The organism is Pseudarthrobacter sp. NIBRBAC000502770 (assembly GCF_006517815.1).
In the GTDB taxonomy this organism is placed as follows: Bacteria; Actinomycetota; Actinomycetes; order Actinomycetales; family Micrococcaceae; genus Arthrobacter; species Arthrobacter niigatensis.
In genome coordinates this window covers 3,113,688-3,139,390 of sequence record NZ_CP041198.1, presented here as the reverse complement: position 1 = coordinate 3,139,390, position 25,703 = coordinate 3,113,688, and the positions used below count along the sequence as shown (strand labels likewise).

Annotated in this window: 20 protein-coding genes; 13 read left to right on the top strand and 7 right to left on the bottom strand. The window is 66.4% G+C overall.

Annotated features, from left to right (window positions below):
* Window positions 1-5: 5 nt before the first annotated feature.
* The gene (ligD, locus tag NIBR502770_RS15045; protein ID WP_141182473.1) at window positions 6-1,250 is read right to left on the bottom strand and encodes a non-homologous end-joining DNA ligase; all 1,245 of its coding nucleotides are present in this window, start codon (window positions 1,248-1,250) and stop codon (window positions 6-8) included.
* Between the two features lie 311 nt (window positions 1,251-1,561).
* Here ligD and NIBR502770_RS15040 point away from each other — a divergent pair, with 311 nt between their 5' ends.
* From NIBR502770_RS15040 to NIBR502770_RS15005, 8 genes are all read left to right on the top strand, one after another.
* Window positions 1,562-2,056, top strand: a complete 495-nt coding sequence (locus tag NIBR502770_RS15040; RefSeq protein WP_141182472.1) for a nucleoside deaminase — start codon at window positions 1,562-1,564, stop codon at window positions 2,054-2,056.
* Between the two features lie 9 nt (window positions 2,057-2,065).
* On the top strand, window positions 2,066-3,607 hold the full coding sequence (locus NIBR502770_RS15035) for an NCS2 family permease (RefSeq protein WP_141182471.1): 1,542 nt from the start codon (window positions 2,066-2,068) through the stop codon (window positions 3,605-3,607).
* Window positions 3,608-3,706: 99 nt separating this feature from the next.
* Window positions 3,707-4,930, top strand: coding sequence for an XdhC family protein (locus NIBR502770_RS15030; protein ID WP_141182470.1), 1,224 nt, complete (start codon window positions 3,707-3,709; stop codon window positions 4,928-4,930).
* Entirely contained in the window at window positions 4,921-5,853 is a 933-nt protein-coding gene (locus NIBR502770_RS15025) for a xanthine dehydrogenase family protein subunit M (protein WP_141182469.1), read from the top strand. Before NIBR502770_RS15030 ends, NIBR502770_RS15025 begins: the two co-directional genes overlap by 10 nt.
* Window positions 5,854-5,855: 2 nt before the next feature.
* Window positions 5,856-8,690 (top strand): molybdopterin-dependent oxidoreductase, encoded by a 2,835-nt coding sequence (locus NIBR502770_RS15020; protein WP_141182468.1) that lies wholly within the window; start codon window positions 5,856-5,858, stop codon window positions 8,688-8,690.
* Between the two features lie 87 nt (window positions 8,691-8,777).
* On the top strand, window positions 8,778-9,758 hold the full coding sequence (locus NIBR502770_RS15015; protein ID WP_141182467.1) for an aldo/keto reductase: 981 nt from the start codon (window positions 8,778-8,780) through the stop codon (window positions 9,756-9,758).
* Window positions 9,759-9,775: 17 nt separating this feature from the next.
* Entirely contained in the window at window positions 9,776-10,429 is a 654-nt protein-coding gene (locus NIBR502770_RS15010) for a uracil-DNA glycosylase (RefSeq protein WP_141159347.1), read from the top strand.
* A gap of 55 nt (window positions 10,430-10,484) precedes the next feature.
* Complete coding sequence (locus NIBR502770_RS15005; RefSeq protein ID WP_141182466.1) at window positions 10,485-12,026, top strand: HNH endonuclease signature motif containing protein; 1,542 nt, start codon at window positions 10,485-10,487, stop codon at window positions 12,024-12,026.
* A 61-nt stretch (window positions 12,027-12,087) separates the two neighbouring features.
* On the opposite strand, the gene nboR is transcribed toward NIBR502770_RS15005, so the two are convergent.
* Both nboR and aceE read right to left on the bottom strand, forming a co-directional pair.
* Entirely contained in the window at window positions 12,088-12,729 is a 642-nt protein-coding gene (gene nboR, locus NIBR502770_RS15000; protein WP_141182465.1) for a nicotine blue oxidoreductase, read from the bottom strand.
* 24 nt (window positions 12,730-12,753) lie between these two features.
* Window positions 12,754-15,495 carry a pyruvate dehydrogenase (acetyl-transferring), homodimeric type gene (aceE, locus tag NIBR502770_RS14995; RefSeq protein WP_141182464.1) on the bottom strand — a complete coding sequence of 914 codons (2,742 nt, stop codon included), beginning with the start codon at window positions 15,493-15,495 and terminating at the stop codon, window positions 12,754-12,756.
* Between the two features lie 310 nt (window positions 15,496-15,805).
* On the opposite strand from aceE, the gene NIBR502770_RS14990 reads away from it, so the two are divergent.
* Genes NIBR502770_RS14990 through NIBR502770_RS14980 form a run of 3 tightly spaced genes read left to right on the top strand, consistent with a single transcriptional unit; the run spans window position 15,806 to window position 18,916 of the window.
* Window positions 15,806-17,374, top strand: a complete 1,569-nt coding sequence (locus NIBR502770_RS14990) for an NCS1 family nucleobase:cation symporter-1 (protein WP_141182463.1) — start codon at window positions 15,806-15,808, stop codon at window positions 17,372-17,374.
* A 22-nt stretch (window positions 17,375-17,396) separates the two neighbouring features.
* The gene (locus NIBR502770_RS14985) at window positions 17,397-18,140 is read left to right on the top strand and encodes an aspartate/glutamate racemase family protein (RefSeq protein WP_141182462.1); all 744 of its coding nucleotides are present in this window, start codon (window positions 17,397-17,399) and stop codon (window positions 18,138-18,140) included.
* A 14-nt stretch (window positions 18,141-18,154) separates the two neighbouring features.
* Entirely contained in the window at window positions 18,155-18,916 is a 762-nt protein-coding gene (locus NIBR502770_RS14980) for an SDR family oxidoreductase (RefSeq protein WP_141182461.1), read from the top strand.
* A gap of 18 nt (window positions 18,917-18,934) precedes the next feature.
* Here the strand turns inward: NIBR502770_RS14980 and NIBR502770_RS14975 are convergent, their stop codons facing one another.
* From NIBR502770_RS14975 to NIBR502770_RS14965, 3 genes are read right to left on the bottom strand one after another with little or no spacing between them, the layout of a single operon-like run.
* The gene (locus NIBR502770_RS14975; RefSeq protein WP_141182460.1) at window positions 18,935-19,312 is read right to left on the bottom strand and encodes a sterol carrier family protein; all 378 of its coding nucleotides are present in this window, start codon (window positions 19,310-19,312) and stop codon (window positions 18,935-18,937) included.
* 40 nt (window positions 19,313-19,352) lie between these two features.
* Window positions 19,353-20,369 (bottom strand): asparaginase, encoded by a 1,017-nt coding sequence (locus NIBR502770_RS14970; RefSeq protein ID WP_141182459.1) that lies wholly within the window; start codon window positions 20,367-20,369, stop codon window positions 19,353-19,355.
* Between the two features lie 24 nt (window positions 20,370-20,393).
* Entirely contained in the window at window positions 20,394-21,980 is a 1,587-nt protein-coding gene (locus NIBR502770_RS14965; RefSeq protein WP_141182458.1) for a molybdopterin-dependent oxidoreductase, read from the bottom strand.
* A gap of 99 nt (window positions 21,981-22,079) precedes the next feature.
* Here NIBR502770_RS14965 and purD point away from each other — a divergent pair, with 99 nt between their 5' ends.
* Window positions 22,080-23,396: a phosphoribosylamine--glycine ligase gene (purD, locus tag NIBR502770_RS14960; RefSeq protein ID WP_141183459.1), complete on the top strand. Its 1,317-nt coding sequence runs from the start codon at window positions 22,080-22,082 to the stop codon at window positions 23,394-23,396.
* 1 nt (window position 23,397) lies between these two features.
* Entirely contained in the window at window positions 23,398-24,336 is a 939-nt protein-coding gene (locus NIBR502770_RS14955) for a phosphoribosylaminoimidazolesuccinocarboxamide synthase (RefSeq protein ID WP_141182457.1), read from the top strand.
* Between the two features lie 53 nt (window positions 24,337-24,389).
* Here the strand turns inward: NIBR502770_RS14955 and NIBR502770_RS14950 are convergent, their stop codons facing one another.
* Window positions 24,390-25,655, bottom strand: coding sequence for a helix-turn-helix transcriptional regulator (locus NIBR502770_RS14950; RefSeq protein WP_141159356.1), 1,266 nt, complete (start codon window positions 25,653-25,655; stop codon window positions 24,390-24,392).
* Between the last annotated feature and the right edge of the window lie 48 nt (window positions 25,656-25,703).

Genomic DNA, 25,703 nt, shown 5'->3' with positions numbered 1-25,703 from the left:
GCTGCTCAGGAACCGGTGTGCCCCGGCCACTGCTTTCCGGCCCAGGGGTCGTAGTCCGCGATGAGCTCCTCCTGCGGCGGCCGGTCGGCCTCGGGGACATGCTGCAGGTTCACCCGCACCCGGTACCAGAGCGAGCTTGAACCACGCATCCCGTCCACCAGGACGTCGGCCGGCTGCAGGGAATCGACGACGGCGGCATGCCGGGCCTTCCATTCGTCGAGCGCCGCCAGCGCTTCGGGCTTTGTCTTGGTCCGGGCCACTTCGATGAGGGGCATCAGCGACTGCCGGCGGCCGGATCCGTTGCCGCTGCGCGGAGCCTTTTCCGCCGGCCCCAGTTCCTTTGCCAGGGCAAGGAGCCCGTCCAGTGACCCCACCGCGCCGTCGATGCCGGCGTGCGGGTCGCCGATTCCTGCATACCGCTCCATCACCGTGGCGACAGTGAACTGTCCAGGCCGGGCGGTGCGCATTTCCTCCCAGGTCAGCGGAGTGGACACCCGGGCGTCCGGCAGGGGCCTGACCGAGTAGGCGGACGCGACCGTGCGGTCCTTGGCGTTCTGGTTGAAGTCCACGAACACGCTCTCGCCGCGCTCCTCTTTCCACCACCGTGCCGTTGCCAGGCCGGGGGCGCGGTTCTCCACCTCCCTCGCGAGGGTCTCCGCGGCCAGCCGGACGTCCCGGTACGACCACTCCGGCGCGATGCGGACCAGGATGTGCAGGCCGCGGGACCCGCTGGTCTTGGGCCATCCCACCAGTCCCGCGTCGGCAAGGACCTCCTGCGCCACATAGGCGACGTCGACGATTTGCGTCCAGTCCACACCAGGCATGGGATCAAGGTCCACCCGCAGCTCGTCCGGGTGTTCAAGGTCTTCTGCCCGCACCGGGTGGGGGTTCAGGTCAAGGCAGCCGAGATTAACCACCCAGGCGAGTCCTGCCGCATCCCTGATCACCGCCTCCTCGGCCGAAGTCCCTGACGCGTAATGCAGGGTAGTGGTATCGATGAAGGGAGGGTGGTTTTCCGGCACGCGCTTCTGGAAGAACGGTTCTGCATCAATGCCCTTGGGGAACCTCTTGAGCACCATGGGGCGGCCGCCGGCGCCGCGCAGTGCTCCCTCCGAAACCGCGAGGTAGTACCGCACCAGGTCGAGCTTGGTCAGGCCGGCATCCGGGAATACCACCTTGTCCGGGCTCGAGATCCGGACTTCGTTGCCTTCAATGTCCAGGACCTCAGCCGGCGTCTTTGACGGAGTCATGCCGTCACGCTAGCAGTTGGCCTTTTGCGCGTCAGCCCTGCAGGGCCGGGGGCGGCCCGCGAGAAGGGGCGTTCCGTGAAGCCGTGGAAACATGGATTTCACATCGCGAAATAAATTTTCCAGAAAACTATGGCGTGGCCCACAAACCGGTGCTAATCTCGATTCTGCCAAAGGCGGGCACCCAAACCCGGGAAGCTATCTACCAGGCGCAACTTAACCTTCACAGCACATGCTGAAGCCTGGTATCCGTTCGCACCTGGTTTTACTGGTCCTGCGCGGCAACAGGCTTCCCGGCAAAAGGAAGTCGCATCATGAGTACCACCGTCACGGCCGAACAGTTTTTGGCCCGCTCCATCCGGCTGGCAACGGCCAACGTCCTGAACAGCGGAGGCCCGTTCGGCGCCATGATCGTCATGGCGGACGGGCAGGCGTTCGACGGCGTCAACCGCGTCACGGCGGACAACGACCCCACCGCACACGCCGAAGTCACCGCCATCCGCACTGCCTGCCGCGAGCTGGGCACCTTCGACCTCAGCGGCGCCACCCTCTACACCAGCTGCGAGCCGTGCCCCATGTGCCTGGCCTCCGCACTCTGGGCCCGGGTCAGCCGCGTGGTCTACGCAGCGGACCGCCATGACGCCGCCTCCGTCGGCTTCGACGACGCTGTGTTCTACGAATACTTCGAAAACCAGGACAGGGATTCCCTGATGCCGGTCTCCAAGCTGGAGCTGGGCGATCCCCAGTCCCCGGCCCCGCTGGAGCCGTTCAGTACCTGGAACACGCTCGAATCCAGGATCGATTACTAGGCGGCAGGAATGACCATCCTGGACCATTCCCACGAGGAGCATTCGGCTCCAACCGCCAGCATCTCCCGGCAGGAGCCGCGCGCGTTGGCGCAGGCCGCAAAAAAGCCCCGGCCGCCTGCACCGGACTCCATCCTTGACCGCTTCTTCCATATCACCCGGCGCGGCTCCACGCTGGCCCGCGAATTCCGGGGCGGCCTGGTCACCTTCTTCACCATGGCGTACATCGTCATCCTGAACCCCCTCATCCTGGGCGGGTTCAGCGCGGACAACGCACCCACCGATGTGGCTGGCGGCTGGCTCTCCGCGTCCCAGGTGGGTGCCGTCACCGGCCTCACCGCCGGCGTCATGACCATCCTCTTCGGACTGATCGCCAACCTGCCGTTCGGCCTCGCTGCCGGCCTGGGCATCAACTCCTTCCTGGCCGTCTCGGTGATCCACGAGGTCACCTGGGCCGAAGCCATGGGCCTGGTGGTCATCAACGGCATCCTGATCGTCCTGTTCGGCGTCACCGGCGCCCGGACCGCCATCTTCCGGGCCGTGCCCAAGGAACTCAAGGCCGCCATCACCGTCGGCATCGGCCTGTTCATCGCCTTCATCGGCTTCGTCGACTCCGGCTTCGTCAGGCCTGCGGCAGGCGGCCCGCCCGTCCAACTGGGCGACGGCGGCTCCATCACCTCCGTGCCCACGCTGGTGTTCGTCGTCGGCCTCCTGGCCATGGGCATCCTCGTGGCGCGCAAGGTGCAGGGCGGCCTGCTCATCGGCATCGTCGGCACCACCGTGCTGGCCGCCGTCGTGGAAGCCGTCCTGAAGCTTGGCCCCGCCAGCCCCACCAACCCCGGCGGCTGGCACCTGAACACCCCTGTCCTGTCCGGCCAGCTGGTATCCGCACCCGACCTGGGCCTGGTGGGCCACTTCGACCTCTTTGGTTCATTCAGCCGGATCGGCGGACTCGCGGCCACCATGCTGGTGTTCACGCTGGTGTTCACCAACTTCTTCGACGCCATGGGAACCATGACCGGCCTGGCCAGGAGCGCCGGCGTCGCCCACAAAGACGGCACATTCCCGCGGCTGAAAGCGGCCTTCATCGTGGAAGGCTTCGGCGCCGTAGCGGGCGGGGCAACCTCCGGATCATCCAACACCGTGTACATCGACTCCGCGGCCGGAATCGGCGAAGGGGCGCGGACCGGCCTGGCCTCGGTGGTCACCGGCGTGCTGTTCCTCGGTTCGATGTTCCTCACCCCGCTCACCAGCGTGGTGCCGCTTGAAGTCGCGGCTGCCGCCCTGGTGGTGGTGGGCGCCATGATGATGGCCCAGATCCGCGAGATCAAGTTCTCCAAGTTCACCGTGGCGCTGCCGGCCTTCCTCACCATCGTGACCATGCCGCTGAGCTACTCGATCGCCAATGGCATCGGCGTCGGCTTCGTGAGCTGGGCGGTCATCGGGGCGGCGTCAGGCAAGGCGAAGAAAATCCACCCGCTGATGTGGGTGGTGAGCATCGGGTTCCTGGTGTACTTCGCCCGCGGTCCGATCAACCACCTGCTGGGCGGCTGAGCTTGCCCCAGCCACACCAGGGGCCGGGCCAACCCTTGGCCCGGCCCCTGCCAGGACCGACAATGGACACCACCGCCGCGCGGAAGAAGGAGTGCCGCCATGCTTGACCTGATCCCTTCGCTGGGCCCGTGGCTGCACCGGCTTGCAGACGGGCAGTTCGCCGTTGCCACCATCGTGGCGGCGTCCGGTTCCGTGCCCCGGCCGGTGGGAACATCCATGCTGGTCACCGAATCCGGCGAGGTGCTGGGCAGCCTCTCCGGCGGCTGCGTGGAAGGCGCCGTGGTGGCGCTCGCCCAGGAGGCAATGGACGACGGCGTCCCGCGCCACGGGACGTTTGGCTTCAGTTCAGAGGACGCCTTCGCGGCCGGGCTCACCTGCGGGGGAGAACTGGGCATCCACATCCAGCCGGTGCCGGCCGCGGCACCCGGCGAAACCCCGCACCCACTTCGGGCCGCCCTGCTGCAGCTCGCCGGCGTCGGCCCGGCCCACCCCGTGGCGCTGGTTCGGACCCTCGGCGCCGGGGGAGGAGGCGCCGTCGTGGTGCCAGATCCGGGTACCTTCCGGGCGGCTGGCTGTCCGGAGCTGTCAGCTGTGCTTCACGGGGAGGCACTGCTGCATGTGGAATCCCTGGTTCGCAGCGGTGGGGCGGGTTTGGTCCGGCTGTCCGGGACGGGTGGGTGCCTGCCCGACCGCGACGGCCAAAGCCGGCATCCCGGGGAGCCCGCCATCCTGGTGGAGTCCCGGCTCGCCCTGCCACGCATGCTGGTGTTCGGTGCAAACGACTTCGGGGCCGCGCTGGTCCCCGCCGCCAAGCTGCTGGGCTATCACGTGACCCTCGTTGATGCCCGCCCGGCCTTCGCGTCGCAGCCCAGGTTCGCGGCCGCCGACCAGGTGGTCACTGAGTGGCCGCACCGCTACCTGGCTGCGGAAGCGGCGGCAGGCCGGACGGACAGCCGCACCGTGGCCGCCGTCCTCACCCATGATCCGAAGTTCGACCTCCCCCTGCTGGAAACGGCGCTGGCCCTTGACCTTGCCTACGTGGGCGCCATGGGGTCCCGGCGGAGCCACCTTCAGCGGGTTGACCAGCTCCTCAACGCCGGCGTCGCGCCGGAGCGTATCGCGCAGCTGCATTCGCCCATCGGCCTTGACCTCGGTGCGGTCACTCCGGCCGAAGTGGCGGTGTCCGTCACCGCGGAACTGATCGCCGCCCGCACCCGCGCAGCCAGCTGCCTGCCGCTGCGGGAAACCTCCGGCACCATCCACCACCACCCGGCAGCCCCGGCGCCCACAGACCTTGATACGCAGGAGATCGCATGGACATGAACACCATCGAGGCGGTGGTCCGCACCACCGACCCCGCACAATGGCGCGACGGCGATGCCTGGCTTGCCGGCGGCACGGTCCTTTTCTCGTACGGCAGCTACGCCTTTGGACCCCAGCCGCTCACCCGGCTCCTGGACCTGGGCGGTGCCGGCTGGACGCCCATCACCGTCACCGACGACGGGACTGAGCTGGCCGCCACCTGCACCATCGCCGAGCTGTATGCCCTGCCCGATTCTCCTGAGGTGTCCGGCCGTGCCTGGCCCGCGCTGGACCTGGTCCGCGCATGCTGCGATTCGTTCGTGGCGTCCTTCAAGATTTGGAACATGTCCACCGTGGGCGGCAACCTCTGCACCTCCCTGCCCGCGGGACCTGTCATCTCGCTCTGCGCCGGGCTGGACGGCACGGCCACCATCCTCGCACCGGACGGCACCAGCCGGCTTGTTCCGGTGGCAGATTTCATCACCGGGGATGCGACAAACTGCCTGGCACCCGGCGAACTGCTCCGCAGCGTCCATCTGCCGGCGTCGGCCCTTGCCTCACGCGTGGCGTTCCGACGGCTGTCGCTGAGCAACCTGGGCCGGTCCGGGGCGCTGCTCATTGGAAGGCTCGACGGCGGCACCTCCTTGATCCTGACCGTCACCGCCGCCACCAGGCGGCCTGTCCAGCTGCGCTTCGACGGGGTGCCGGAAGCAGACCGGCTGGCCGCTGCACTGGACGACGCCATCCCGGCGGCGCTCTACCACGACGACATCCACGGCCTGCCTGCCTGGCGCCGCGACATGACTTACCGGCTGGCCGAGGAAATCCGGGCCGAGCTGTCGGCGCCTGAGGGGGCCCACGATATTCCCGTCTCCGGCGACTTCTGGCCGCCCCGGGCCGTGTCAGCACAAACCGGGCCCACCACGCTTTCGAAAGGGGCTTGAGGATGTCCATCGAGATTAACGGAACACCTGCCGGCGCGGACCCCCGCCCGGGGCAATGCCTGCGTACCTTCCTGCGCGAACAGGGCAACACCGGCGTGAAGAAGGGCTGCGACGGCGGGGACTGCGGCGCCTGCACCGTGCACGTGGACGGGACCCCGGTCCACAGTTGCATCTATCCCGCCGTCCGCGCCGAGGGGCACTCGGTCACTACCATCGAGGGGCTGGCAGCCGCCGCTGGTGGTCCCGAGGGGCAGCTGCACCCGGTCCAGCAGCAGTTCATGGAACGCCAGGGCTTCCAGTGCGGATTCTGCACCGCAGGCATGGTGATGACCGCGGCGACGTTCGATGAGAACCAAAAGGAGAACCTGCCCCGGAGCCTCAAAGGCAACCTTTGCCGCTGTACCGGTTACCGCGCCATCGGCGATGCGGTATGCGGACATCCCGGGCACCCTGATCCCGACGGGCCGGGCTCAGGCATCGCGGGGGAGGGGCAGCCTGATCCGGTGCAGGGCCGGCTGGGCGACGACGTCCCTGCACCTGCCAGCCGGGCAGTGGTCACCGGCGCCGCCCGCTACACCCTGGACCTCCCAAGGGACCAGCAGCAGGCACTGCTGCACCTGAAGATCCTGCGTTCGCCGCACGCGCACGCCCGGGTGGTGTCCATAAATGCGGATGCTGCCCTGAAGATTCCGGGGGTAGTGGCGGTCTTCACCCATGCGGACGCGCCGGAGCAGCTGTTCTCCACGGCCCAGCACGAGCTCTTCACCGACGACCCGGACGATACGCGGGTGTTGGACGACGTGGTGCGCTTCATCGGGCAGCGGGTTGCCGCCGTCGTCGCAGAATCGGTGGGTGCCGCAGAAGCCGGAGTGCGGGCGCTGACGGTTGACTATGAGGAATTTCCGGCGGTCTTCTCGCCGCAGGAGGCCCTGCTTCCCGGCGCGCCCCTGGTCCATGGGGACAAGGACGGCAGAGCGTCCCGCATTGCCCGGCCGGACGGAAACGTGGTCGCGGAACTCCACTCGGAGCTGGGAAGCGTAGCTGACGGCTTCGCTGCCGCTGACTTTATCCACGAACAGACCTACCAAACCCAGCGGGTGCAGCACGTGGCGCTGGAAACGCACGCGGCCATCGCCTCGGTGGATGACGAGGGCCGGCTTCAGGTCCGCACGTCCAGCCAGGTCCCTTTCCTGGTCCGCAGGACACTGTGCCGGGTATTTGGCCTCCCGGAAGACAAAGTGCATGTGGTGGCCGGCCGGGTCGGCGGTGGATTTGGCGGCAAGCAGGAAGTCCTCACCGAGGACCTCGTGGCGCTTGCGGCCCTCAAGCTGCAGCGGCCGGTCCAGCTGGAACTGACCCGCGCCGAGCAGTTTACCGCCACCACCACCCGCCACCCGTTCACCATCAAGCTGAAGGCCGGTGCCAGCAGGGAAGGGCGGCTGACCGCGCTCGAGCTGGACGTCGTGACCAACACCGGCGCCTACGGCAACCACGGCCCTGGCGTCATGTTCCACGGCTGCGGCGAATCCCTGGCCGTGTACAACTGCGCCAACAAGAAAGTGGACGCGCGCTCGGTGTACACCCACACCGTGCCGTCCGGTGCATTCCGCGGGTATGGGCTGAGCCAGATGATCTTCGCCATCGAATCCGCCATGGACGAGCTCGCCGCCGGGATTGGCATGGATCCACTGGAATTCCGGCGCCGGAACATGGTCCGCGAGGGCGACCACATGTTGTCCACCCGGCCGGATCCGGAAGAGGACGTCCACTACGGCAGCTACGGACTGGACCAGTGCCTCAACCTGGTCCGGGACGCCCTGGACCGCGGCAAGGCACGTTACCGGGATGCAGGCCTGGCCGATCTTGGGCCCGACTGGATGGTGGGCGAAGGCGCCGCCCTGTCCATGATCGACACTGTCCCGCCGCGCGGCCACTTTGCCCACTCCCATGTACGGCTCCTGCCGGACGGGACGTACCAGGCCGACGTCGGGACCGCCGAATTCGGGAACGGCACCACCACGGTGCACGCCCAGCTTGCCGCTACCGCCCTCTCGACGGAAGCGTCCAGGGTGGGGGTGCGGCAATCGGACACGGACTTGGTGGAGCACGATACCGGTGCATTCGGGTCCGCCGGCACCGTGGTGGCCGGCAAGGCGACCCTGGCAGCGGCGGAAGAGCTGGCTGTCCGCATCCGCGCCTTTGCCGCCGGGATCCGCCAGACCCAGGCTTCGGCCTGCGTCCTCGAGGGCGGCGCCGTGGTGGTCGACGGGACCCCCGTGGCACTGGCTGAACTGGCGCAGGCGGCCGCGGATGCCGGCGTCGAACTTGCTGCCGAGGGCCGTTGGGGTGGTACGCCGCGCTCGGTAGCCTTCAACGTGCACGGCTTCCGGGTGGCGGTGAACCGCGGCACCGGCGAGCTGAAGATCCTGCAAAGCGTGCAGGCGGCCGACGCCGGGGTGGTGGTCAACCCGCGCCAGTGCCGCGGCCAGATCGAAGGCGGAATCGCCCAGGCCCTGGGTGCCACGCTGTATGAGGAAGTGGTGGTGGACGACGCCGGCAAGGTCACCACGGACATCCTCCGTCAGTACCACATTCCTACTTTCGCGGACGTTCCGCGCAGCGAGGTGTACTTCGCGGACACGAACGACAAGATGGGGCCATTGGGGGCGAAATCGATGAGCGAAAGCCCGTTCAATCCGGTAGCTCCGGCGCTCGTCAACGCCATCCGGAACGCGACGGGAGTGCGGTTCGCGTCCCTGCCGATCGCCCGTGACCGGCTCTACCTGGGGCTGAAGGAGACGGGGCTGGTGCGCAGGCTGGACCACGTTCCGACCTAGGCCGGTGGCAGGTCACACTTCCGCTTGTCAGGATGCAACCCGGGGTCGGATCTGACCCCGGGTTGCATCGTTGCATATAGTCGGGGGATGGAACAGCGGATTTTAGGCAAGACCGGACGCAGCGTCTCCGTCGTCGGGCTCGGTACCTGGCAGCTCGGCGCGGACTGGGGCAACGTGGACCCGGCCCAGGCGCAGGCCATCCTGGCGGCCTCGGTGGAAGCGGGGGTCACCTTCTTTGACACCGCCGATGTTTATGGCGACGGCAAGAGTGAGCAGGCCATCGGGAAGTTCCTGAAGGACAACCCGGGCCTCGGTGTCACGGTTGCCACCAAGATGGGCCGCCGGATGGAACAGCGCCCCGAGAACTACACCCTGGCCAACTTCCGCCAGTGGGTTGACCGGTCCCGGAAGAACCTGGGCACGGACACCCTGGACCTGGTCCAGCTGCACTGCCCGCCCACGCCTGTTTACAGCAACAACGAGGTGTACGACGCATTGGACACCCTTGTGGCCGAAGGTGCCATCCGCAACTACGGTGTGTCCGTGGAACGGAGCGACGAGGCCCTGGAAGCCATCCGCCACGAGGGAACCGCGTCGGTACAGATCATCCTGAACGCCTTCCGGCTCAAGCCCCTGGATGAAGTCCTCCCGGCGGCAAAGGCCGCAGGGGTGGGCATCATCGCCCGCGTTCCGCTGGCCTCGGGCCTGCTGTCCGGCAAGTACTCCAAGGAGACCACGTTCGCCGAGAACGACCACCGGAACTACAACCGCAAGGGCGAGGCCTTCGACGTCGGGGAGACCTTCTCCGGGGTGGACTACGAGCTGGGCCTCAAGGCGGTCAAGGAGTTCGAGCAGCTGGTGCCCGAGGGCGCCACTACCGCACAGGCGGCCATCGCCTGGATCTCCGCGCAGGACGGTGTCAGCACCGTGATCCCCGGAGCCCGCAACGTGGAACAGGCACAGTCAAACGCTGCTGCGGCAGCGGTCAGCGTTGGGCAGGAGTTCGACGAAGGCGTCCGCTGGATCTACGACCACTACTTCCGTGAGGCCATCCACCCGCGCTGGTAGCCGGTTGCCCCGGGAGCATGCCGGTGACCGGCTCTGTCAGCGACTTTGTGGAACGGCTGGCGGCCGTGGAAGTGGGGCCTGCCTGCACCAACTTCTTCAACCATGCGGTTCCGGCGAATGCTATCCGCCGGCACAACCTGGAGCTCTACCTGCAGGAGATGCTGGACCGCCGGCCCAAGGTACTGCTGGTGGGGGAGGCGCCCGGATTCCGGGGCATGCGGATTACCGGGGTGCCCTTCACCAACAGAGTCATCCTCGGAGGGCCCGCCAACAGCTTCGGGCTTTTCGGCCCTGGCAAAGGCTATGTGCTGCCGCCCGAAGCTGCGGGGGTGGCCGCGGAACCTACGGCTACGGTGCTGTGGCAGGTCCTGGAAGAGGTGGGTATTCTGCCTTTGCTGTGGAGTGCTTTTCCCTGGCACCCGCACCAGCCGGACAAGCCGTCCTCCAACCGCACGCCCAAGACCTCCGAGACCAAGCTGGGCACGCCTTTCTGGCAGGATCTTGCGGCTCTCTTCGGCATCGATTCCCTTGTGGCGGTGGGCAACGTGGCCCAGCACAGCCTGCGGCGGAGCGGGCTGGACGTACCGAAGATCCGGCATCCCGCCCACGGTGGCAGGTCCGGTTTCAAGCAAGGGCTGGAGCAGTTGCTGGAGCGTGGGATGCCGGCCTGAGCTGAATTCTCCGTTATGGATCTTGATTGTCGTACCCCCTTGTCATGATGGGTTTATGGGGAAAGCGGCGGTGGTGAGGGCGTTTGGGGAGATCTGTGCTGCCCTGGCTGTGCTGAATGCTGAGGTGGACGCGGCTGGTGTGGAGCCGTTTTCTGCGGCTGATCCGTTGGCTGGTGTGGCGGCTGGGTGCCTGGACATTCTGGCCGGTGCCCGGGAGGTCGAGGCCGGGTTCGCTGGCCTGAAGGCCAGGGCTGCGGTGACGTACGCGGAGAGCGCCGACGTGGTTGCGGGGCCGGATGTGCCGGTGCGTGCGCAGGAGATGGCGGTCGCGGCGGAGATCGGGTGCGTGTTGGCTCTGGGTCCGCGGGCCGCGTCGTCGTTCCTGACGGCCTCGCACGCCGTTGTTGCCACGTTGCCGCTGACCTTGTCGGCGTTGCAGGCCGGGGTGATCTCCTGGGGCCACGCGGTGGTGATGGCGGACGAGACAGCCTGCCTTGATGCTGCGGGGGCGGCGGCGTTGGAAGCCCATTTCCTGGACCCGGGCGCCGCGGACCCGGCGCGGGGCTGCCCGGTGGGTGCGTTGCCGGCGCACCGGTTCAAGGCCAAGGCCCGGACCTGGCGGGAACGCCACCACGCCGAGAGCATCGAGACACGCCACGCCAAGGGGGTGTCGGAGCGGCGGGTGGAGTTCCGGGCGGACCAGGACGGGATGGCCTGGCTGTCCGCGTGCCTTCCCGCGGACCAGGCCCTGGCGGGGTGGAACCGGCTCACCGCGACCGCCCGTAGCCTGCAGGGCCCCGGCGAGGGCAGGACCCTGACCCAGCTCCGGGCCGACACCTTCGCCGATGCGATCCTCACCGACGGCACCGGCGCCAGCGACACCCGTGCAAGCGGCAGCGGCGGTATGACCGAGGGCGCGAGTGGCAGCTCCACCGGGGGTGTGGGTGCAGGCGGCAGCCCCAGCGGCGGTGCTGTCCGGGACCGTGTGCCGTCGCCGGTCCGGGCGCAGGTGCTGGTCACGGTTCCGGTGTTCTCGCTGCTCGGCCTGACCGATGAGCCGGCGGTGCTGGACGGCTACGGTCCCATTCCGCCGTCCATGGCCAGGGAACTTGTCGCAAACGGGGCGGGGTCCTTTTACCGGGTGTTGGTGGACCCGCGGGACGGGGCCCCGTTGGAGATCGGCCGGACGAGTTACCGGGTGACAGGTCCGATGCGGGCGTGGTTGCGGATGCGGGACGGGAAGTGTCCGTTCCCGGGGTGCAGCAACAACTCCCTGGACAACGATGCCGATCACATCCTCGCCTGGGCCAAGGGCGGCACCACCGGGATCAGTAACCTGGGACAGCCGTGCCCGAAGCACCACAAACTCCGGCACGCCACCGGCTGGAAACCCACCCCGGCCACCAAGAACGAGCCACCCGGCTGGACCTCACCCGCCGGCCGCCACTATCAAAGCGAACACCAAGACTGGGAACCTACCCACTGGCCGCACGGAAAGCGGCCGGACAGAAAGTGGCACGGCAGCATCGATCTCGTTCGCCATGGTGCTTCCCCCTGGGAAGATGCCCTTGCGCGCTTCCTGCGTGCCCACGCCTGATTATGCCGCTACGGGAGGCCGGCTCTGCTATTCGAGGTCTGCTGCTGGTGGAGCCGGGGTGCTAGCGGAGCAGACCCAGCTGGTCCGGCGTATCTACGTCCTCGCCGGTGGACTGGTCGCTGCAGTCCACGTCGTCCACCAGATCCGGGTGGGCGCGCAGGAAACTACGCGCTCCGGCATCGCCCGTCACCGTCGCGCACACGGCGCCGCGCAGGGAGGCGTCGATGACCAGGGGGTGCCCGCGGCGGAGGCCCGCGCTGCTGTCGTCGTTGGAATCACGGCGGCGGTACGCGGCGGCGGTGATCCGGCCCGGCTGATGCCGGGCCAAGAGCCGCTGAACCGTCGCCGGGGTCAGGCCCGGCTGATCGACCAGGGCGATCAGGAGGTGATCCGCCGCATCCGCGGCGTGGTCGCCGAGCAGGAAGGAACTGCCCATTCCAGACTCCCACTCGGGGTTGGCCAGGACATGGCAGCCGTCCAGCCTCGCGGACGCTTCAACCTCGGCCGCACCTGCACCGAGGACCACCACCACGTCACGGCAGCCGCCGTCGAGCAGGGCTCCCGCAACGGCCTCAACAAGTGGCCGTCCACGGAACGGAAGCAGGGCTTTCGGGCCCAGCCCCAGGCGCGTGCCGGCCCCCGCGGCGAGCACCACGCCGGTGGTCCTCATCCCCGCTGAACCGGTCCCGCCACTGTCACCCATAGCTGCACCCTATGGGAGGAACGCTCAGGCGTCGCCACCCGCGCCGCCTGTGGTGCCCGCGTTGACGTCCAGCAGCTTGTAGCGGTCCATGGCGTACGACGGCGCGTCCGCCTCTACTTCACCCCTTGCCGCGAGCAGTTGGAGCACTTTCACCACGATGGAGTGGGTGTCGTTTTTGAAGTAGCGGCGGGCTGCTGCGCGGGTGTCGGAGAAGCCGAAGCCGTCGGCGCCGAGGGTGGCGTATTCGTTGGGGACGAACTGCCGGATCTGGTCGGGGACCGCTTTCATGTAGTCCGAGACGGCGACGATGGGGCCGGTGGCGCCTTCGAGTTGCTGGGTGACGAAGGGGACGCGGGCGGGTTGGCCGGGGTTGAGGAAGGCTTCTTCTTCGGCGGCGAGGCCGTCGCGGCGCAGTTCGTTCCAGGAGGTCACGGACCAGACGTCGGCGGAGACGTTCCAGTCATCGGCGAGGACGCGCTGGGCTTCGATGGCCCAGGGCACGGAGACGCCGGAGGCGAGGATCTGGGTGCGGGGACCGTCGATCTTGGCCGGGGCGAGGAGGTAGATGCCCTTGATGACGCCTTCGACGTCGAGGTTCTCCGGTTCTGCGGGCTGGATGATGGGTTCGTTGTAGACGGTGAGGTAGTACATGACGTTCTTGTCCGTCGAATCCGCGCCGTACATCCGTTCCAGGCCGGAGCGGACGATGTGTCCGATTTCGTAGCCGTAGGCGGGGTCGTAGGTGAGGACGGCGGGGTTGGTGGAGGCGAGCAGGGGGGAGTGGCCGTCGGCGTGCTGGAGGCCTTCGCCGGTGAGGGTGGTCCGTCCTGCGGTGGCGCCGATGATGAAGCCGCGGGTCATCTGGTCGCCGGCGGCCCAGAAGGCGTCGCCGGTGCGCTGGAAGCCGAACATGGAGTAGAACACGTAGACCGGGACCAGGGGTACGCCGTGGGTGGCGTAGGAGGTTCCGGCGGCGGTGAAGGCTGCCACGGCGCCGGCTTCGTTGATGCCGGGGTGGATCAGCTGCCCGGCGGGGGATTCCTTGTAGGCCAGGACCAGGTCCCGGTCCACCGACAGGTAGTTCTGCCCGGCCGGGCTGTAGATCTTGGCGGTCGGGAAGAACGCATCCATGCCGAAGGTGCGTGACTCATCCGGCACGATGGGCACAATCCGGTTCCCGAACTTCTTGTCGCGGAGCAAATCCTTGAGCAGGCGCACGAAAGACATGGTGGTTGCGGCCATCTGCTTGCCCGAGCCACGCTTGGCCACCTCGTAGGACTTGGCCTCCGGAAGATCAACAGACCCGTCTCCGCCGCGGCGCTCGGGAACAAAGCCGCCCAATGCGCTCCGCCGTTCAAGGAGATAGGCGATCTCGGGTGCATCGAAGCCCGGGTGGTAGTAGGGAGGCCGGTACGGGTCGGCGTCGAGTTGTTCGTCCGAAATGGGAATGCGCAGGTAATCCCTGAAGTCCTTGAGATCCGCCACCGTCAGCTTCTTCATCTGGTGGGTCGCGTTGCGGCCCTCGAAGTGCGGTCCGAGGCCGTAGCCCTTGACGGTGTGGGCGAGGATGACGGTGGGTTTGCCCTTGAATTCGGTGGCGGCTTTGTAGGCGGCGTAGACCTTGCGGTAGTCGTGGCCGCCGCGTTTGAGGTTCCAGATCTGGTCGTCGGTGAGGTCCGCGACGAGGTCCTTGGTCTGCGGGGTTTTGCCGAAGAAGTGTTCGCGGACGAACCCGCCGGACTCGGCCTTGTAGGTCTGGTAGTCCCCGTCGACGGTTTCGTTCATGATTTTCACGAGCGACCCGTCGGTGTCGCGGGTGAGCAGGTCGTCCCATTCCCGGCCCCAGACGACTTTGATCACGTTCCAGCCCGCGCCGCGGAAGAACGCTTCGAGTTCCTGCATGATCTTGCCGTTGCCGCGGACCGGCCCATCGAGGCGCTGGAGGTTGCAGTTGATCACGAAGTTCAGGTTGTCCAGGTTCTCGTTCGCGGCGAGCTGGAGCAGGCCGCGGGACTCGGGCTCGTCCATTTCACCGTCGCCCAGGAACGCCCAGACCTGCTGGTCCGAGGTGTCCTTCAGGCCCCGGTTGTGCAGGTAGCGGTTGTTCTGTGCCTGGTAGATCGCGTTCATCGGCCCGATGCCCATGGACACGGTGGGGAATTCCCAGAAGTGCGGCATCAGGCGCGGGTGCGGGTAGGAGGAGAGGGCGTGGCCCTCGCGGGACTTTTCCTGCCGGAACCCGTCCAGGTCCTCCTCGGAGAGGCGGCCTTCCATGAACGCCCGGGCGTACATGCCGGGGGAAGCGTGGCCCTGGAAGAAGACCTGGTCCCCGCCGCCGGGGTGGTCCTTGCCGCGGAAGAAGTGGTTGAACCCGACCTCGTACAGGGTCGCCGCCCCGGCGTAGGTGGAGATGTGGCCGCCGACCCCGATATCGGGCCGCTGCGCCCGGTGCACCATGACCGCGGCGTTCCACCGCATATACGCCCGGTAGCGGCGCTCGAACTCCTCGTTGCCCGGGAACGCCGCTTCCTGGTCCACCGGGATGGTGTTCACGTAATCGGTGGTGGTCACCATCGGCACCCCCACGCTCTGCGCGCCCGCGCGCTGCAGCAGGCTCCGCATGATGTATTGGGCACGCTCGGTACCCTGTTCCCTGATCAACGCGTCCAGGGACTCAACCCACTCGGCAGTCTCTTCCGGATCACGATCAGGCAGCTGGTTAGTCAACCCGCTGAGGATATGGGAGGTATCTTCTCCTGCAGCCACGGCAGCCTCTTTTCGTCTTTGAATGCATTAGGCGCTGTTTTCGTATTGTGAGAAAACATTATTGCTAGACGAGATTAGTGGGACGCTGTCGATCGGTCAACGTGCTGGGTGCCACGAAGGCGGTGATTGCCGGGTGCGATCCCGAATGAACGCATTATGACCGCGCAGGGACCGGTCGGCACTTGACCGGCAGTGACCCACGTCATACGCTTATTTTCACTATTCAATATCTCTTTTCCGTATTGTGGAATAACAGAAACGACGCAGGTCGGCCTCACCACGCGGGATACTCCAAAGAATTGAGACTCCTATGCAAACCCCTCCCACGGCGGGCGTTGATGCGGAGCAGGGCGTGACAGTGCCGTCAGCCCCTGCAGCACATCCCGACGACAGCGTTGAAGCCCTGTGCGAGTCAGCCAGCGCCGCCTCGGGCACGGCAATCAGCCCTTCCTTGTACAACTCCGATCTTGCCCCCACTAAACGCGCCGGCCGCAGCTGGACCAGCTACAGCATCTTCACCCTTTGGGCGAATGACGTGCACAGCCTGGGCAACTATGCCTTTGCCATTGGACTGTTCGCCTTGGGGCTGGGTGGGTGGCAGATCCTCATGGCGCTCGGCATTGGGGCGGCGCTGCTGTTCGGACTCCTGACGCTTTCCGGATTCATGGGCGTCAAAACCGGTGTTCCCTTTCCGGTCATGAGCCGCATCAGCTTTGGTATCAGGGGAGCGCAGATTGCCAGCCTCCTCCGCGGTGCCGTGGCCGTGGCCTGGTTCGGCATCCAGACGTACCTCGCTTCCGTGGTGTTCCGCGTCATGCTCGTAGCCATGTTGCCTGCGCTGGCAGACTTGGACAAAGACTCCATCCTGGGCCTGTCCACGCTGGGCTGGATGGCATTCGTGACCCTTTGGGTGGTCCAGTTGGTGATCGTCAGCTTCGGGATGGAAATGATCCGCAAGTACGAGGCCTTCGCCGGCCCCGTCATCCTTGCCACCATGGCCGCGATGGCCGTCTGGATCTTTGTGGAAGCAGGAGGAAACATTGCCTGGTCCTCGGACAAGGCCTTGGAAGGCCCGGAAATGTGGCTCACTATATTCGCCGGCGGCGCCCTGTGGGTGTCCATCTACGGCACCTTCGTCCTGAACTTCTGCGACTTCACCCGCTCCGCGGTATCGAAGAAGGCTGTAGTGCGCGGCAATTTTTGGGGCATCCCCATCAACATGCTGCTCTTCGGAGCCATTGTGGTGGTCATGGCCGGTGGCCAGTTCAAGATCAACGGCACCATCATCAAGAGCCCGTCGGACATCGTCCAGACCATCCCCAACACGCTGTTCCTGGTTCTGGCCTGCCTTGCCCTGCTGATCCTCACCATCGCAGTGAACCTGATGGCCAACTTCGTGGCCCCCGTGTACGCGCTGACCAACCTGTTTCCCAAGCGGCTCAACTTCCGCAAGGCTGCGATAGTCTCCGCAACAATCGGCCTTCTCATCCTGCCCTGGAACCTCTACAACAACCCGCTGGTCATTGTGTACTTCCTCGGCGGCCTCGGTGCGCTGCTCGGCCCGCTGTTCGGCGTCGTCATGGCTGACTACTGGCTGATCCGGCGTGGCTTGGTCAACGTGCCGGAACTTTATACGGCGTCCCCGGACGGGGCGTACTTCTACAAGAAGGGCGTCAACCCCAGGGCGATCATCGCCATGGTTCCCGCTGCCGTCCTGGCCCTCCTCATTGCCTTCGTTCCGGGGCTGGCCGCCGCGGCGCCCTTCGCATGGTTCTTTGCCGCCGGTATCGCCGCGGCGCTCTACTTCTTCATCGCCGACCGCAACCAACGACTCGTGGACCACGACGGCGAGGCCATCGCCGTCGCCAACGCCCACTGAGCCGCAGGACAAAGGACTTCCCATGCGCATACTCGTCGCAAACGTCAACACCACCCAGTCGATGACCGACTCGATTGCGGCCTCTGCACGCAGCGTGGCCGCAGCCGGGACGGAAATCGTCGGCCTCACCCCGAGGTTTGGCGCGGACTCGTGCGAAGGGAACTTCGAAAGCTACCTGGCTGCCGTCGCCGTCATGGATGCAGTCACTTCCTACCCGGAGCCGTTCGACGCCGTTGTCCAGGCCGGTTACGGCGAACACGGCCGCGAAGGGCTGCAGGAGCTGCTGGACGTGCCGGTGGTGGACATCACGGAGGCCGCCGCCAGTACGGCCATGTTCCTGGGCCACAAATACTCCGTGGTCACCACCCTGGACCGCGCGGTTCCCCTCATCGAAGACCGGCTGAAGCTGGCCGGGTTGGACGCCAGGTGCGCGTCAGTCCGGGCCAGCGGCATGGCCGTGCTGGAGCTTGAGGAGGAGCCGGACCGCGCCGTGGAAGCCATCGTCAACCAGGCCATGCTGGCGGTCACACAGGACAAGGCCGAGGTCATTGTCCTGGGCTGCGGCGGCATGGCCGGGCTCGATGAACAGATCAGGCAGCGGGCCGGTGTTCCCGTGGTGGATGGAGTGGCTGCCGCGGTGACCATCGCTGAATCCCTGGTCCGGATGCGCCTGTCCACCTCCAAGGTGCGGACCTTCGCTGCGCCAAGGCCCAAGACCGTCATAGGCTGGCCACTGAACACGCCGGCCGTGCCGGCACAGCCCTGAGCCAGGAGAAAACCTTGAGCACCCCTCAGCAGGTCAGAAGAGTAGCCGTGGTCACCGGGGCCGGGTCAGGCATCGGACGGGAAGTCGCACGGCAGATGCTGGCGGACGGCTACCGGGTGGCACTCGCCGGCCGCCGGGAGGCGCAGCTCAAGGAAACCGCTGGCGGCAACCCGGACTCGCTCGTGGTGCCCTGCGACGTCACCCGGCCCGACGACGTCGAACGGCTTTTCGAGACGGCCCGGCAACAGTGGGGACGGATAGACGTGCTGTTCAACAACGCCGGCGTCTTTGGTCCGGCGGCCGGAGTGGACGAAATCAGCCTGGAAGACTGGAACGCCACCCTGGCCGTGAACCTCACCGGATCCATGCTGTGTGCCGCCGCAGCCGTACGGGCCATGAAGGCGCAGGAACCGCAGGGCGGCCGGATCATCAACAACGGCTCCATCTCCGCGCATTCGCCCCGTCCACGGACCGTGGCCTACACCGTCACCAAGCACGCCATGACCGGGCTGACCAAGAGCATCGAACTGGACGGGCGCGGCTACGGCATCACGTGCGGCCAGATCGACATCGGCAACACGGCCACGGAGATCATGGACACCATCGGCGTCGGCTCAGGGGCGCTGCAGGCGGATGGCAGCCGTAGGCTCGAGCCGATGTTCCCGGTGGCGGACGCGGCCCGCGCGGTGCTGATGATGGCCAACATGCCGGCCTCGGCCAGCGTGGGCTCGGTGGTGGTTACGGCCGCGGGCATGCCGTTCATCGGCAGGGGCTGACCGTCCGGAAAGCGCGGGCTAGAAGGGCAGCAGGGCCGACAGGTCCGCACGCAGGCCGGATGCCGCAACCCGGCCGGCCTTGACCGCCTCCGCCCACGCCAGCTGCCCGGTGACCATCTCAAGCCAAGTGGAGGCGTCGCACTCAATGACATTTGGCGGGGTCCCTCGTGTGTGCCGCGGCCCCTCCACGCACTGGGTGACGCCGAACGGCGGCACCCGCACCTCAACCGAATTCCCCGGGGCCCGCGCCGTCAGCTCCTCCAGCGAGTACCGCACGGCAGTGGCCAGGACGCTCCGCGGAGCGTGAGTATCCGACGGCGGTTGCGCGGCTTCGCGCCACGCCTTGAGCGCTGCTTTGCCTTCCTGGACGTCAATACGACGGCGGGCTACGGCCATGCTTTCAGTCTTCCTTTTGCGTCGGCAGGGAAACAGGGATTCAGTCGAGGAGCGCGGACACTGCGGGACCCAACCGGATCTTGCCCACCGGATGGCCGCCGCCAAGCACGGGTTCCACGACTTTCTCCAGGGCGCTGGCGACCCCCGGGATCTCCACTGCCCCGGCGGCAGCGAGCAGGGTCAGGGCCACCAGGGAAGTCGCCCGGATGTTCCCGTCCAGGATCTTAACGGCCACGGAAACCCCTTGGGGCGTGGCCATGGCAAGGACTCCCTCGGCCCCGATTTTGGCGATGATTTCAAGCTCATCCATCACCAGGGTGTTGGCTTCACCGCGGCCTTGGACGGCCCAGGGGTAATCGAGCATCGACGTTGCAATGGTGGCTGCCCGTGCGCTGAAGCTTTGGTCGCCCGGGGCTTTGGCCAGCTGGGAGTATGCCCGGGCAAGGCCTTTGAGGGAAACAGCAGCCACCGGAGCCCCGCAGCCGTCAATCCCCAGATGGGCAATCTTCTCGTCGGTGTATTCCTCGATCACGCTCCGGACCCGCTGCTGCAGGGGGTGGTTCGGCTCCAGGTAGCTGTTGGTGTCCCAGCCGTTTTCCTTGCAGGCCCAAAGGAAAGCGGCGTGCTTCCCGGAACAGTTGAACGCCAGCCGCGATTTCCCCTTCTCAGAGCGGACCAGCCAGTTCCTGGCGGTTTCGTCCTGCGGCCAGGCCTCCGGGCACTGCAGTTGGTCCTCACGGACCCCTGCAGCCTTGAGCATGCCCGCCACCACGTCCATGTGGTCCAGGGATCCGGTGTGGCTTCCGCAGGCGATGGCCACCTGGGCGCCGCGCAGCGGAACCCCTGACTGCATGGACGCCAAGGCCTGGAATGGCTTCAACGTGGACCGGGCAAAGATGGGCGTGTTGATGTCGCCAAGCTCGGTAACCACCGAACCGTCGGCGGACAGGAGGACGGCGGAACCGATGTGCCGCGACTCCACAAAGCCGCTGCGTTCGATCACGGCCAGTTCGACGGCGGAGTCCACGGTAAAGGTTGCGTGCGGATTGTGGGGCATACCGCCAGTCTAGGGGCCAGCCACCTACTGGACAGTGACCATCACCGACTGCCAGCCCGAGGCGCCGTCCGGAACCGGGTCTGCGCGCTGGTCAGTCTGGACCTGCCCGGTGCCGTCGGTGGCGCGCACCTTGATGTAGTGCGGGCCGGGGGCGGCGTCCCATTCGTAGGACCACTGGCGCCAGGTTACGGTGGACGCTTCGGCGGACAGGGTGGCTTCCGCCCAGGCACCGTTGTCGATCTGGACCTCCACTTTGGCGATGCCCCGCGTCTGCGCCCAGGCGGTTCCACCCACGGCCACCTTTCCGGCAGCTACTTTCGCGAAGGACCTGGGCACGTCCACGCGCGCCATCGTTTTGATGGGGCCACGTTCGGACCAGCCACGGTTGGTCCAGTACGCCTTGTTGTCGGCGAACCGGGTGACTTCAAGCTCCACCACCCACTTGGTGGCCGAGACAAACCCGTAAAGCCCTGGAACCACCATCCGCACCGGGTAGCCGTGCTCCAGCGGCAGCGGTTCGCCGTTCATGCCGATGGCCAGCATGGCGTCCCTGCCATCCTGGAGGACCTCCAGGGGAGTGGAGGCACTGAAGCCGTCAATGGACTTTGACAGGACCATGTCTGCGCCACCCTTGGGCCTGGCCCGGGCCAGGACATCGCGGATGGGCAGGCCCAACCATTTGGCGTTGCCGGCGAGGTTGCCGCCTACAGGGTTGGATACGCAGGTGAGGGTCACATGGGATTCGATAAGCCGCGCGTCGAGCAGGTCCTGGAAGGAGAGCGTGACTTCCTGCTCCACGAGGCCGTGAACACGCAGCTGCCAGTCATCAATGTTGATTTCCGGGACGCTCAGGGCAGTATCGATGCGGTAGAAGTCGTTGTTTGGTGTCAGCCACGGGGTCACGCCCGGTACAGGGGACTGTACCCCGGCCGGTACGGGCGATGCCGCCTTTGCCGGCGTGGGCAGCGTGAGTGCTTCGCGCGCCCTGGTGACGTTGCTGCGGGCGGCGCCCAGGAGCCGGCCGCCGGTGGCGGCAATCCCGGCAGCCACCGCGGTAACCCCGGCAGCAGCAAAGAAGCGCCGGCGGTTGGTGCCCGCACCCTGGTGCCGGGCGTCGTCGTCGTCCGCCTGGTCCGCCGGTGCTTCAGGCCACCTCTTCAGCCCCCACAGCTGAACCATGAGCCGGCGCAGCACCACCAGGCCGGCAACCGTTCCCAGCACGGATGGGATGGCGTCTGCTGGGCCCACACCCGCGCGGGTCACCACACTGGCCACGATCACGGCCCCCATGAACAGCACCCCAAGGACGCCCAGCATCCACTTCCGGTAGGCCACCACTCCCAGGACGCACGCCAGCACCGCAATGGTCACGCCCATGCCCACAAAGAGGGCGGCCTTGTCGTTGGTGCCAAACGTGGCGATCGCAAAGTCCTTCATCCACGGCGGGGTGAAATCAATGAAGGTCGAGCCCAGGGCAAACAGCGGCGTTGCCCGGGCGGTAAAGAACGCTCCTATCAGCTCCGCAACGGCAAGCACGACGGCGGCCGCCACCACGCCTGCCAGCGCGGCCATGGGGGCGGGGCCCGTTATCCGGTTTCGAAGCTTTGTCATGTTTATTATTCGGAGCGGCCGGGCGCGCGGATTGACCGGGCGGGCAGGCCAGGACACAGCTTAGGAGCCGAAAGGGTGCACAAAGTACCCTTGGAGACTGTGAAGGTACTCGTCATAGGCCCCGGAGGCCGCGAACACGCCATTGTCCGCTCCCTGCTTGCCGACCCCAACGTGTCCGAAGTCCATGCGGCGCCCGGCAATGCCGGCATCAGCAAGCTGGTCCCCACATACAACATCAACGGCAACGACCCGGATGCGGTTGCGGAACTGGCCACACGGCTCGCCGTGGACCTGGTGGTGGTGGGCCCCGAGGCGCCGCTGGCCGCCGGTGTGTCCGACGCTGTCCGGGAGGCCGGCATCCCGGTCTTCGGACCCAGCAAGGCCGCAGCCCAGCTGGAGGCTTCCAAGGCGTTCGCCAAGGAAGTCATGGCCGAGGCCGGCGTGCCCACTGCCATGGCCCTGGTGGCCACCAACGCAGAGGAAGCGGCATCCGCCCTGGACACCTTTGGCGCCCCCTACGTGGTCAAGGACGATGGACTGGCCGCCGGCAAAGGCGTTGTGGTTACCCGTGACCGCGACGAAGCCCTGGCCCACGCCCAGTCCTGCTTTGACGCCGGCGGCTCCGTGGTCATCGAGGAGTTCCTGGACGGCCCCGAGGTATCCCTTTTTGTCCTCTGCGACGGCCAGAACACCGTGGCGCTCTCGCCCGCCCAGGACTTCAAGCGCATCTTTGACAACGACGAAGGGCCCAACACCGGTGGCATGGGTGCCTACACGCCACTTGAGTGGGCGCCTGAAGGGCTGGTGCAGGAAGTCCTGGACCGCGTAGCCCAGCCCACCGTAAACGAGATGGCCCGCCGCGGCACGCCCTTCGTCGGTGTGCTCTTCGTTGGCCTGGCCCTGACCTCGCGGGGCACCCGGGTCATCGAATTCAACGTCCGCTTCGGCGATCCGGAGACGCAGGCCGTCCTTGCCCGGCTCAAGACGCCCCTGGGTGCGCTGCTCATGGCAGCCGCCAAAGGCGAACTGGACACGGCGGAAGAGCTGCGATGGGCAAAGGAAACCGCCGTCGCCGTCGTCATTGCCTCCGAGAACTATCCGGACAAGCCCCGCACGGGCGACCGAATCCGCGGGCTTAAGAAGGTGGAAGCCCTGGACGGTGTGCACGTCATCCACGCCGGAACCGCCCTGGACGTGGACGGCAAGGTGGTTTCCGCCGGAGGCCGGGTCCTGGCGGTCGTCGCCCTGGGCAGCGACCTGGTGGAGGCGCGCGAACGCGCATATGACGGCGTGGAGCTGGTTCAGCTGGAAGGTTCCCAGTTCCGCAGCGACATTGCCCGCAAAGCCGCCCGCGGCGAAATCAAGGTGCCCTACGGGGCCACGGGATCAATGCCCATCGTGAAAGCAAAGGCCTGACATGACTGAAACTCCGGAGAACCGCGGCTACGCCACCGACACCCTGGACCTGCCCGGCTGGACGCACGTCTATTCAGGCAAGGTCCGCGACCTCTACGAGCCTGCCGACGAAGCCGTCCTCCAGCGCTTTGGGCAGGACTGCGTCCTGGTGGTGGCGAGCGACCGCATCAGCGCCTACGACCATGTGCTGTCCAGTGAAATCCCGGACAAGGGACGCATCCTCACGCAGCTGAGCCTCTGGTGGTTCGACCAGCTGGGTGTTGAGCACCACGTGCTAGGCTACACCGCCGAGGACGGAGTGCCTGCCGAGGTTGAGGGCCGGGCCATGATCTGCAAGAAACTGGACATGTTCCCTGTGGAATGCATCGCACGCGGTTACCTCACCGGCTCCGGGCTGGTGGAGTACAAGGCCTCCGGCACGGTCTGCAACATCCCGCTGCCTGAAGGGCTGGTGGACGGGTCGCGGCTGGAACACGCCATCTTTACGCCGTCGGCCAAGGCCTTGATCGGCGAGCACGACGAGAACATCACCTACGACGCCGTGGTGGCCCTGGTAGGGGACGATATCGCCGGACGCCTCAGCGAACTGACGCTGAAGATCTACACGACGGCGGAAAAGATTGCCCGGGAGCGCGGCATCATCCTGGCCGACACCAAAGTGGAGTTCGGGTACGACGCCGTCTCCGGGTCCATCACCCTGGGCGACGAGGTACTTACCCCGGATTCCTCGCGCTTTTGGGATGCGGCCACCTACAAGCCGGGCCAGGCGCAGCCGTCCTACGACAAGCAGTACGTCCGGGACTGGCTGACGTCCCCCGAGTCCGGATGGGACAAGTCCTCCGACACCCCGCCGCCGGCACTGCCGGCAGATGTGGTTGAGCGTACCCGCAGCCGGTACGTCGAGGCGTACGAGAAAATTACCGGCAAGACCTTTTCCTAAAATTTAACCAAAAGCCGGGCAGCCCATGTGAATGGGTTTGCCCGGCTTTTTGGTCAGCTGGCCTTGGAAGCCGAAGCCGCCCGTTTCTGTGCCAGGTTGATTTCGAGGATTGCATCCAATGCCTGCTGGACCCGGTCCTGCGCGCCGGCAGCGGCGAACGCCTTTCGTGATTCCTCCAGGTGCACCAGAGCCTCTTCGGTTTCCCCCGCAGCCTTCAGCGACTTGCCAAGCAGAAGTGAAACTTCACCGGCGGTGTGCTTGCCCAGGGCGTCGCGTTCGGCATGGATTTCACGGAGCTTTTCGACGGCGGCCACGATGTCCCCGGTCAGGTAGAGCCAGCGCGCGCGAATGAAGGCGACTTCGAGTTCGTCGCTCTTGGTCCCCCCGACAATCGAGAATGCCAGCTCCGCACGTTCAATGGCTGCCAGTGTTTCCGGCTCCACAATTCCAGAGGATAGACGGACGGCTGCGGAAGCCTTGTTGAACCGAGCCCAAAGCTCAATATCGTTAGCGGGGGAGAGCAGTCGTGCTGCCCGCTCGTGGTGCTTGACGCCTTCGGTGTAATCGTGCCGCATGAACGCCACATTGCCAACAACCCAGGCGACTTCGCCAGCGAGCTGGGACATGGAGTGCTCATCCACCTGCTCCAGCAGGGCCTGGCAATACTTCCAGGCTTCATCCAGCCGCCCGCTTTCGGCGAGGGCCCCAATGAGAATCCGGTGCGCGCCAATGAGGACCGTGGACCCCCTGGGAAGGTTGACCGATAGCTTTACGGCCTCAAGCGCATGGTCCACGGCGAGTGCCAGTTGGCCCTGGCCATGGCAAACAGCGGCCAGCATCTGCAGGGCGCGAACGCCCAGGCCAACCGACTCTCTCGCCATGGGGTGTTCCAGAAGGCGTTCGATAATCTTCTGGCACTCCGGCAGGTCGCCCTGCTTCATGAGGCATTCGGCCTGCATGTAGGTCATATTCCACCAGGCGCTGGTGTTTTTACCGTCAAGCGCTATTTGTGCGGCGGTGGCTGCGTGGCTTGCCGCCAACGGATAATCCCGCAGATCCCAGGCTTGGCGGGCATAAAGCCCAGCCAGAACGTATTCGGCGTCACTCACGGAAATGGGTTGGCTCCAAGCCTCCAGTGCCTTGGGTGCCAACTCCAGCCGCCGAGCCAATTCCTCAATTACTTCAGCTGTCGGTTCACGCCGACCGGTCTCGAGCAAAGAGATGTAGCTGGGTGAATACAGGTCCTTGCCCAGCTCGGCCTGTGTCAGTCCACGCTCAAGGCGCTCCGCCCGGAGCTTTTCTCCGAATCCGTTGCCCACGCGTTTCCTCCTTTTGGACAGCTGGGACTGTGAATGCTTGACAGCCCC

Coding starts and splice junctions, on each gene's coding strand:
- ligD (WP_141182473.1), bottom strand. CDS start 1,250: ATGACTCCGTCAAAGACGCCGGCTGAGGTCCTGGACATTGAAGGCAAC.
- NIBR502770_RS15040 (WP_141182472.1), top strand. CDS start 1,562: ATGAGTACCACCGTCACGGCCGAACAGTTTTTGGCCCGCTCCATCCGG.
- NIBR502770_RS15035 (WP_141182471.1), top strand. CDS start 2,066: ATGACCATCCTGGACCATTCCCACGAGGAGCATTCGGCTCCAACCGCC.
- NIBR502770_RS15030 (WP_141182470.1), top strand. CDS start 3,707: ATGCTTGACCTGATCCCTTCGCTGGGCCCGTGGCTGCACCGGCTTGCA.
- NIBR502770_RS15025 (WP_141182469.1), top strand. CDS start 4,921: ATGGACATGAACACCATCGAGGCGGTGGTCCGCACCACCGACCCCGCA.
- NIBR502770_RS15020 (WP_141182468.1), top strand. CDS start 5,856: ATGTCCATCGAGATTAACGGAACACCTGCCGGCGCGGACCCCCGCCCG.
- NIBR502770_RS15015 (WP_141182467.1), top strand. CDS start 8,778: ATGGAACAGCGGATTTTAGGCAAGACCGGACGCAGCGTCTCCGTCGTC.
- NIBR502770_RS15010 (WP_141159347.1), top strand. CDS start 9,776: ATGCCGGTGACCGGCTCTGTCAGCGACTTTGTGGAACGGCTGGCGGCC.
- NIBR502770_RS15005 (WP_141182466.1), top strand. CDS start 10,485: ATGGGGAAAGCGGCGGTGGTGAGGGCGTTTGGGGAGATCTGTGCTGCC.
- nboR (WP_141182465.1), bottom strand. CDS start 12,729: ATGGGTGACAGTGGCGGGACCGGTTCAGCGGGGATGAGGACCACCGGC.
- NIBR502770_RS14990 (WP_141182463.1), top strand. CDS start 15,806: ATGCAAACCCCTCCCACGGCGGGCGTTGATGCGGAGCAGGGCGTGACA.
- NIBR502770_RS14985 (WP_141182462.1), top strand. CDS start 17,397: ATGCGCATACTCGTCGCAAACGTCAACACCACCCAGTCGATGACCGAC.
- NIBR502770_RS14975 (WP_141182460.1), bottom strand. CDS start 19,312: ATGGCCGTAGCCCGCCGTCGTATTGACGTCCAGGAAGGCAAAGCAGCG.
- NIBR502770_RS14970 (WP_141182459.1), bottom strand. CDS start 20,369: ATGCCCCACAATCCGCACGCAACCTTTACCGTGGACTCCGCCGTCGAA.
- NIBR502770_RS14965 (WP_141182458.1), bottom strand. CDS start 21,980: ATGACAAAGCTTCGAAACCGGATAACGGGCCCCGCCCCCATGGCCGCG.
- NIBR502770_RS14955 (WP_141182457.1), top strand. CDS start 23,398: ATGACTGAAACTCCGGAGAACCGCGGCTACGCCACCGACACCCTGGAC.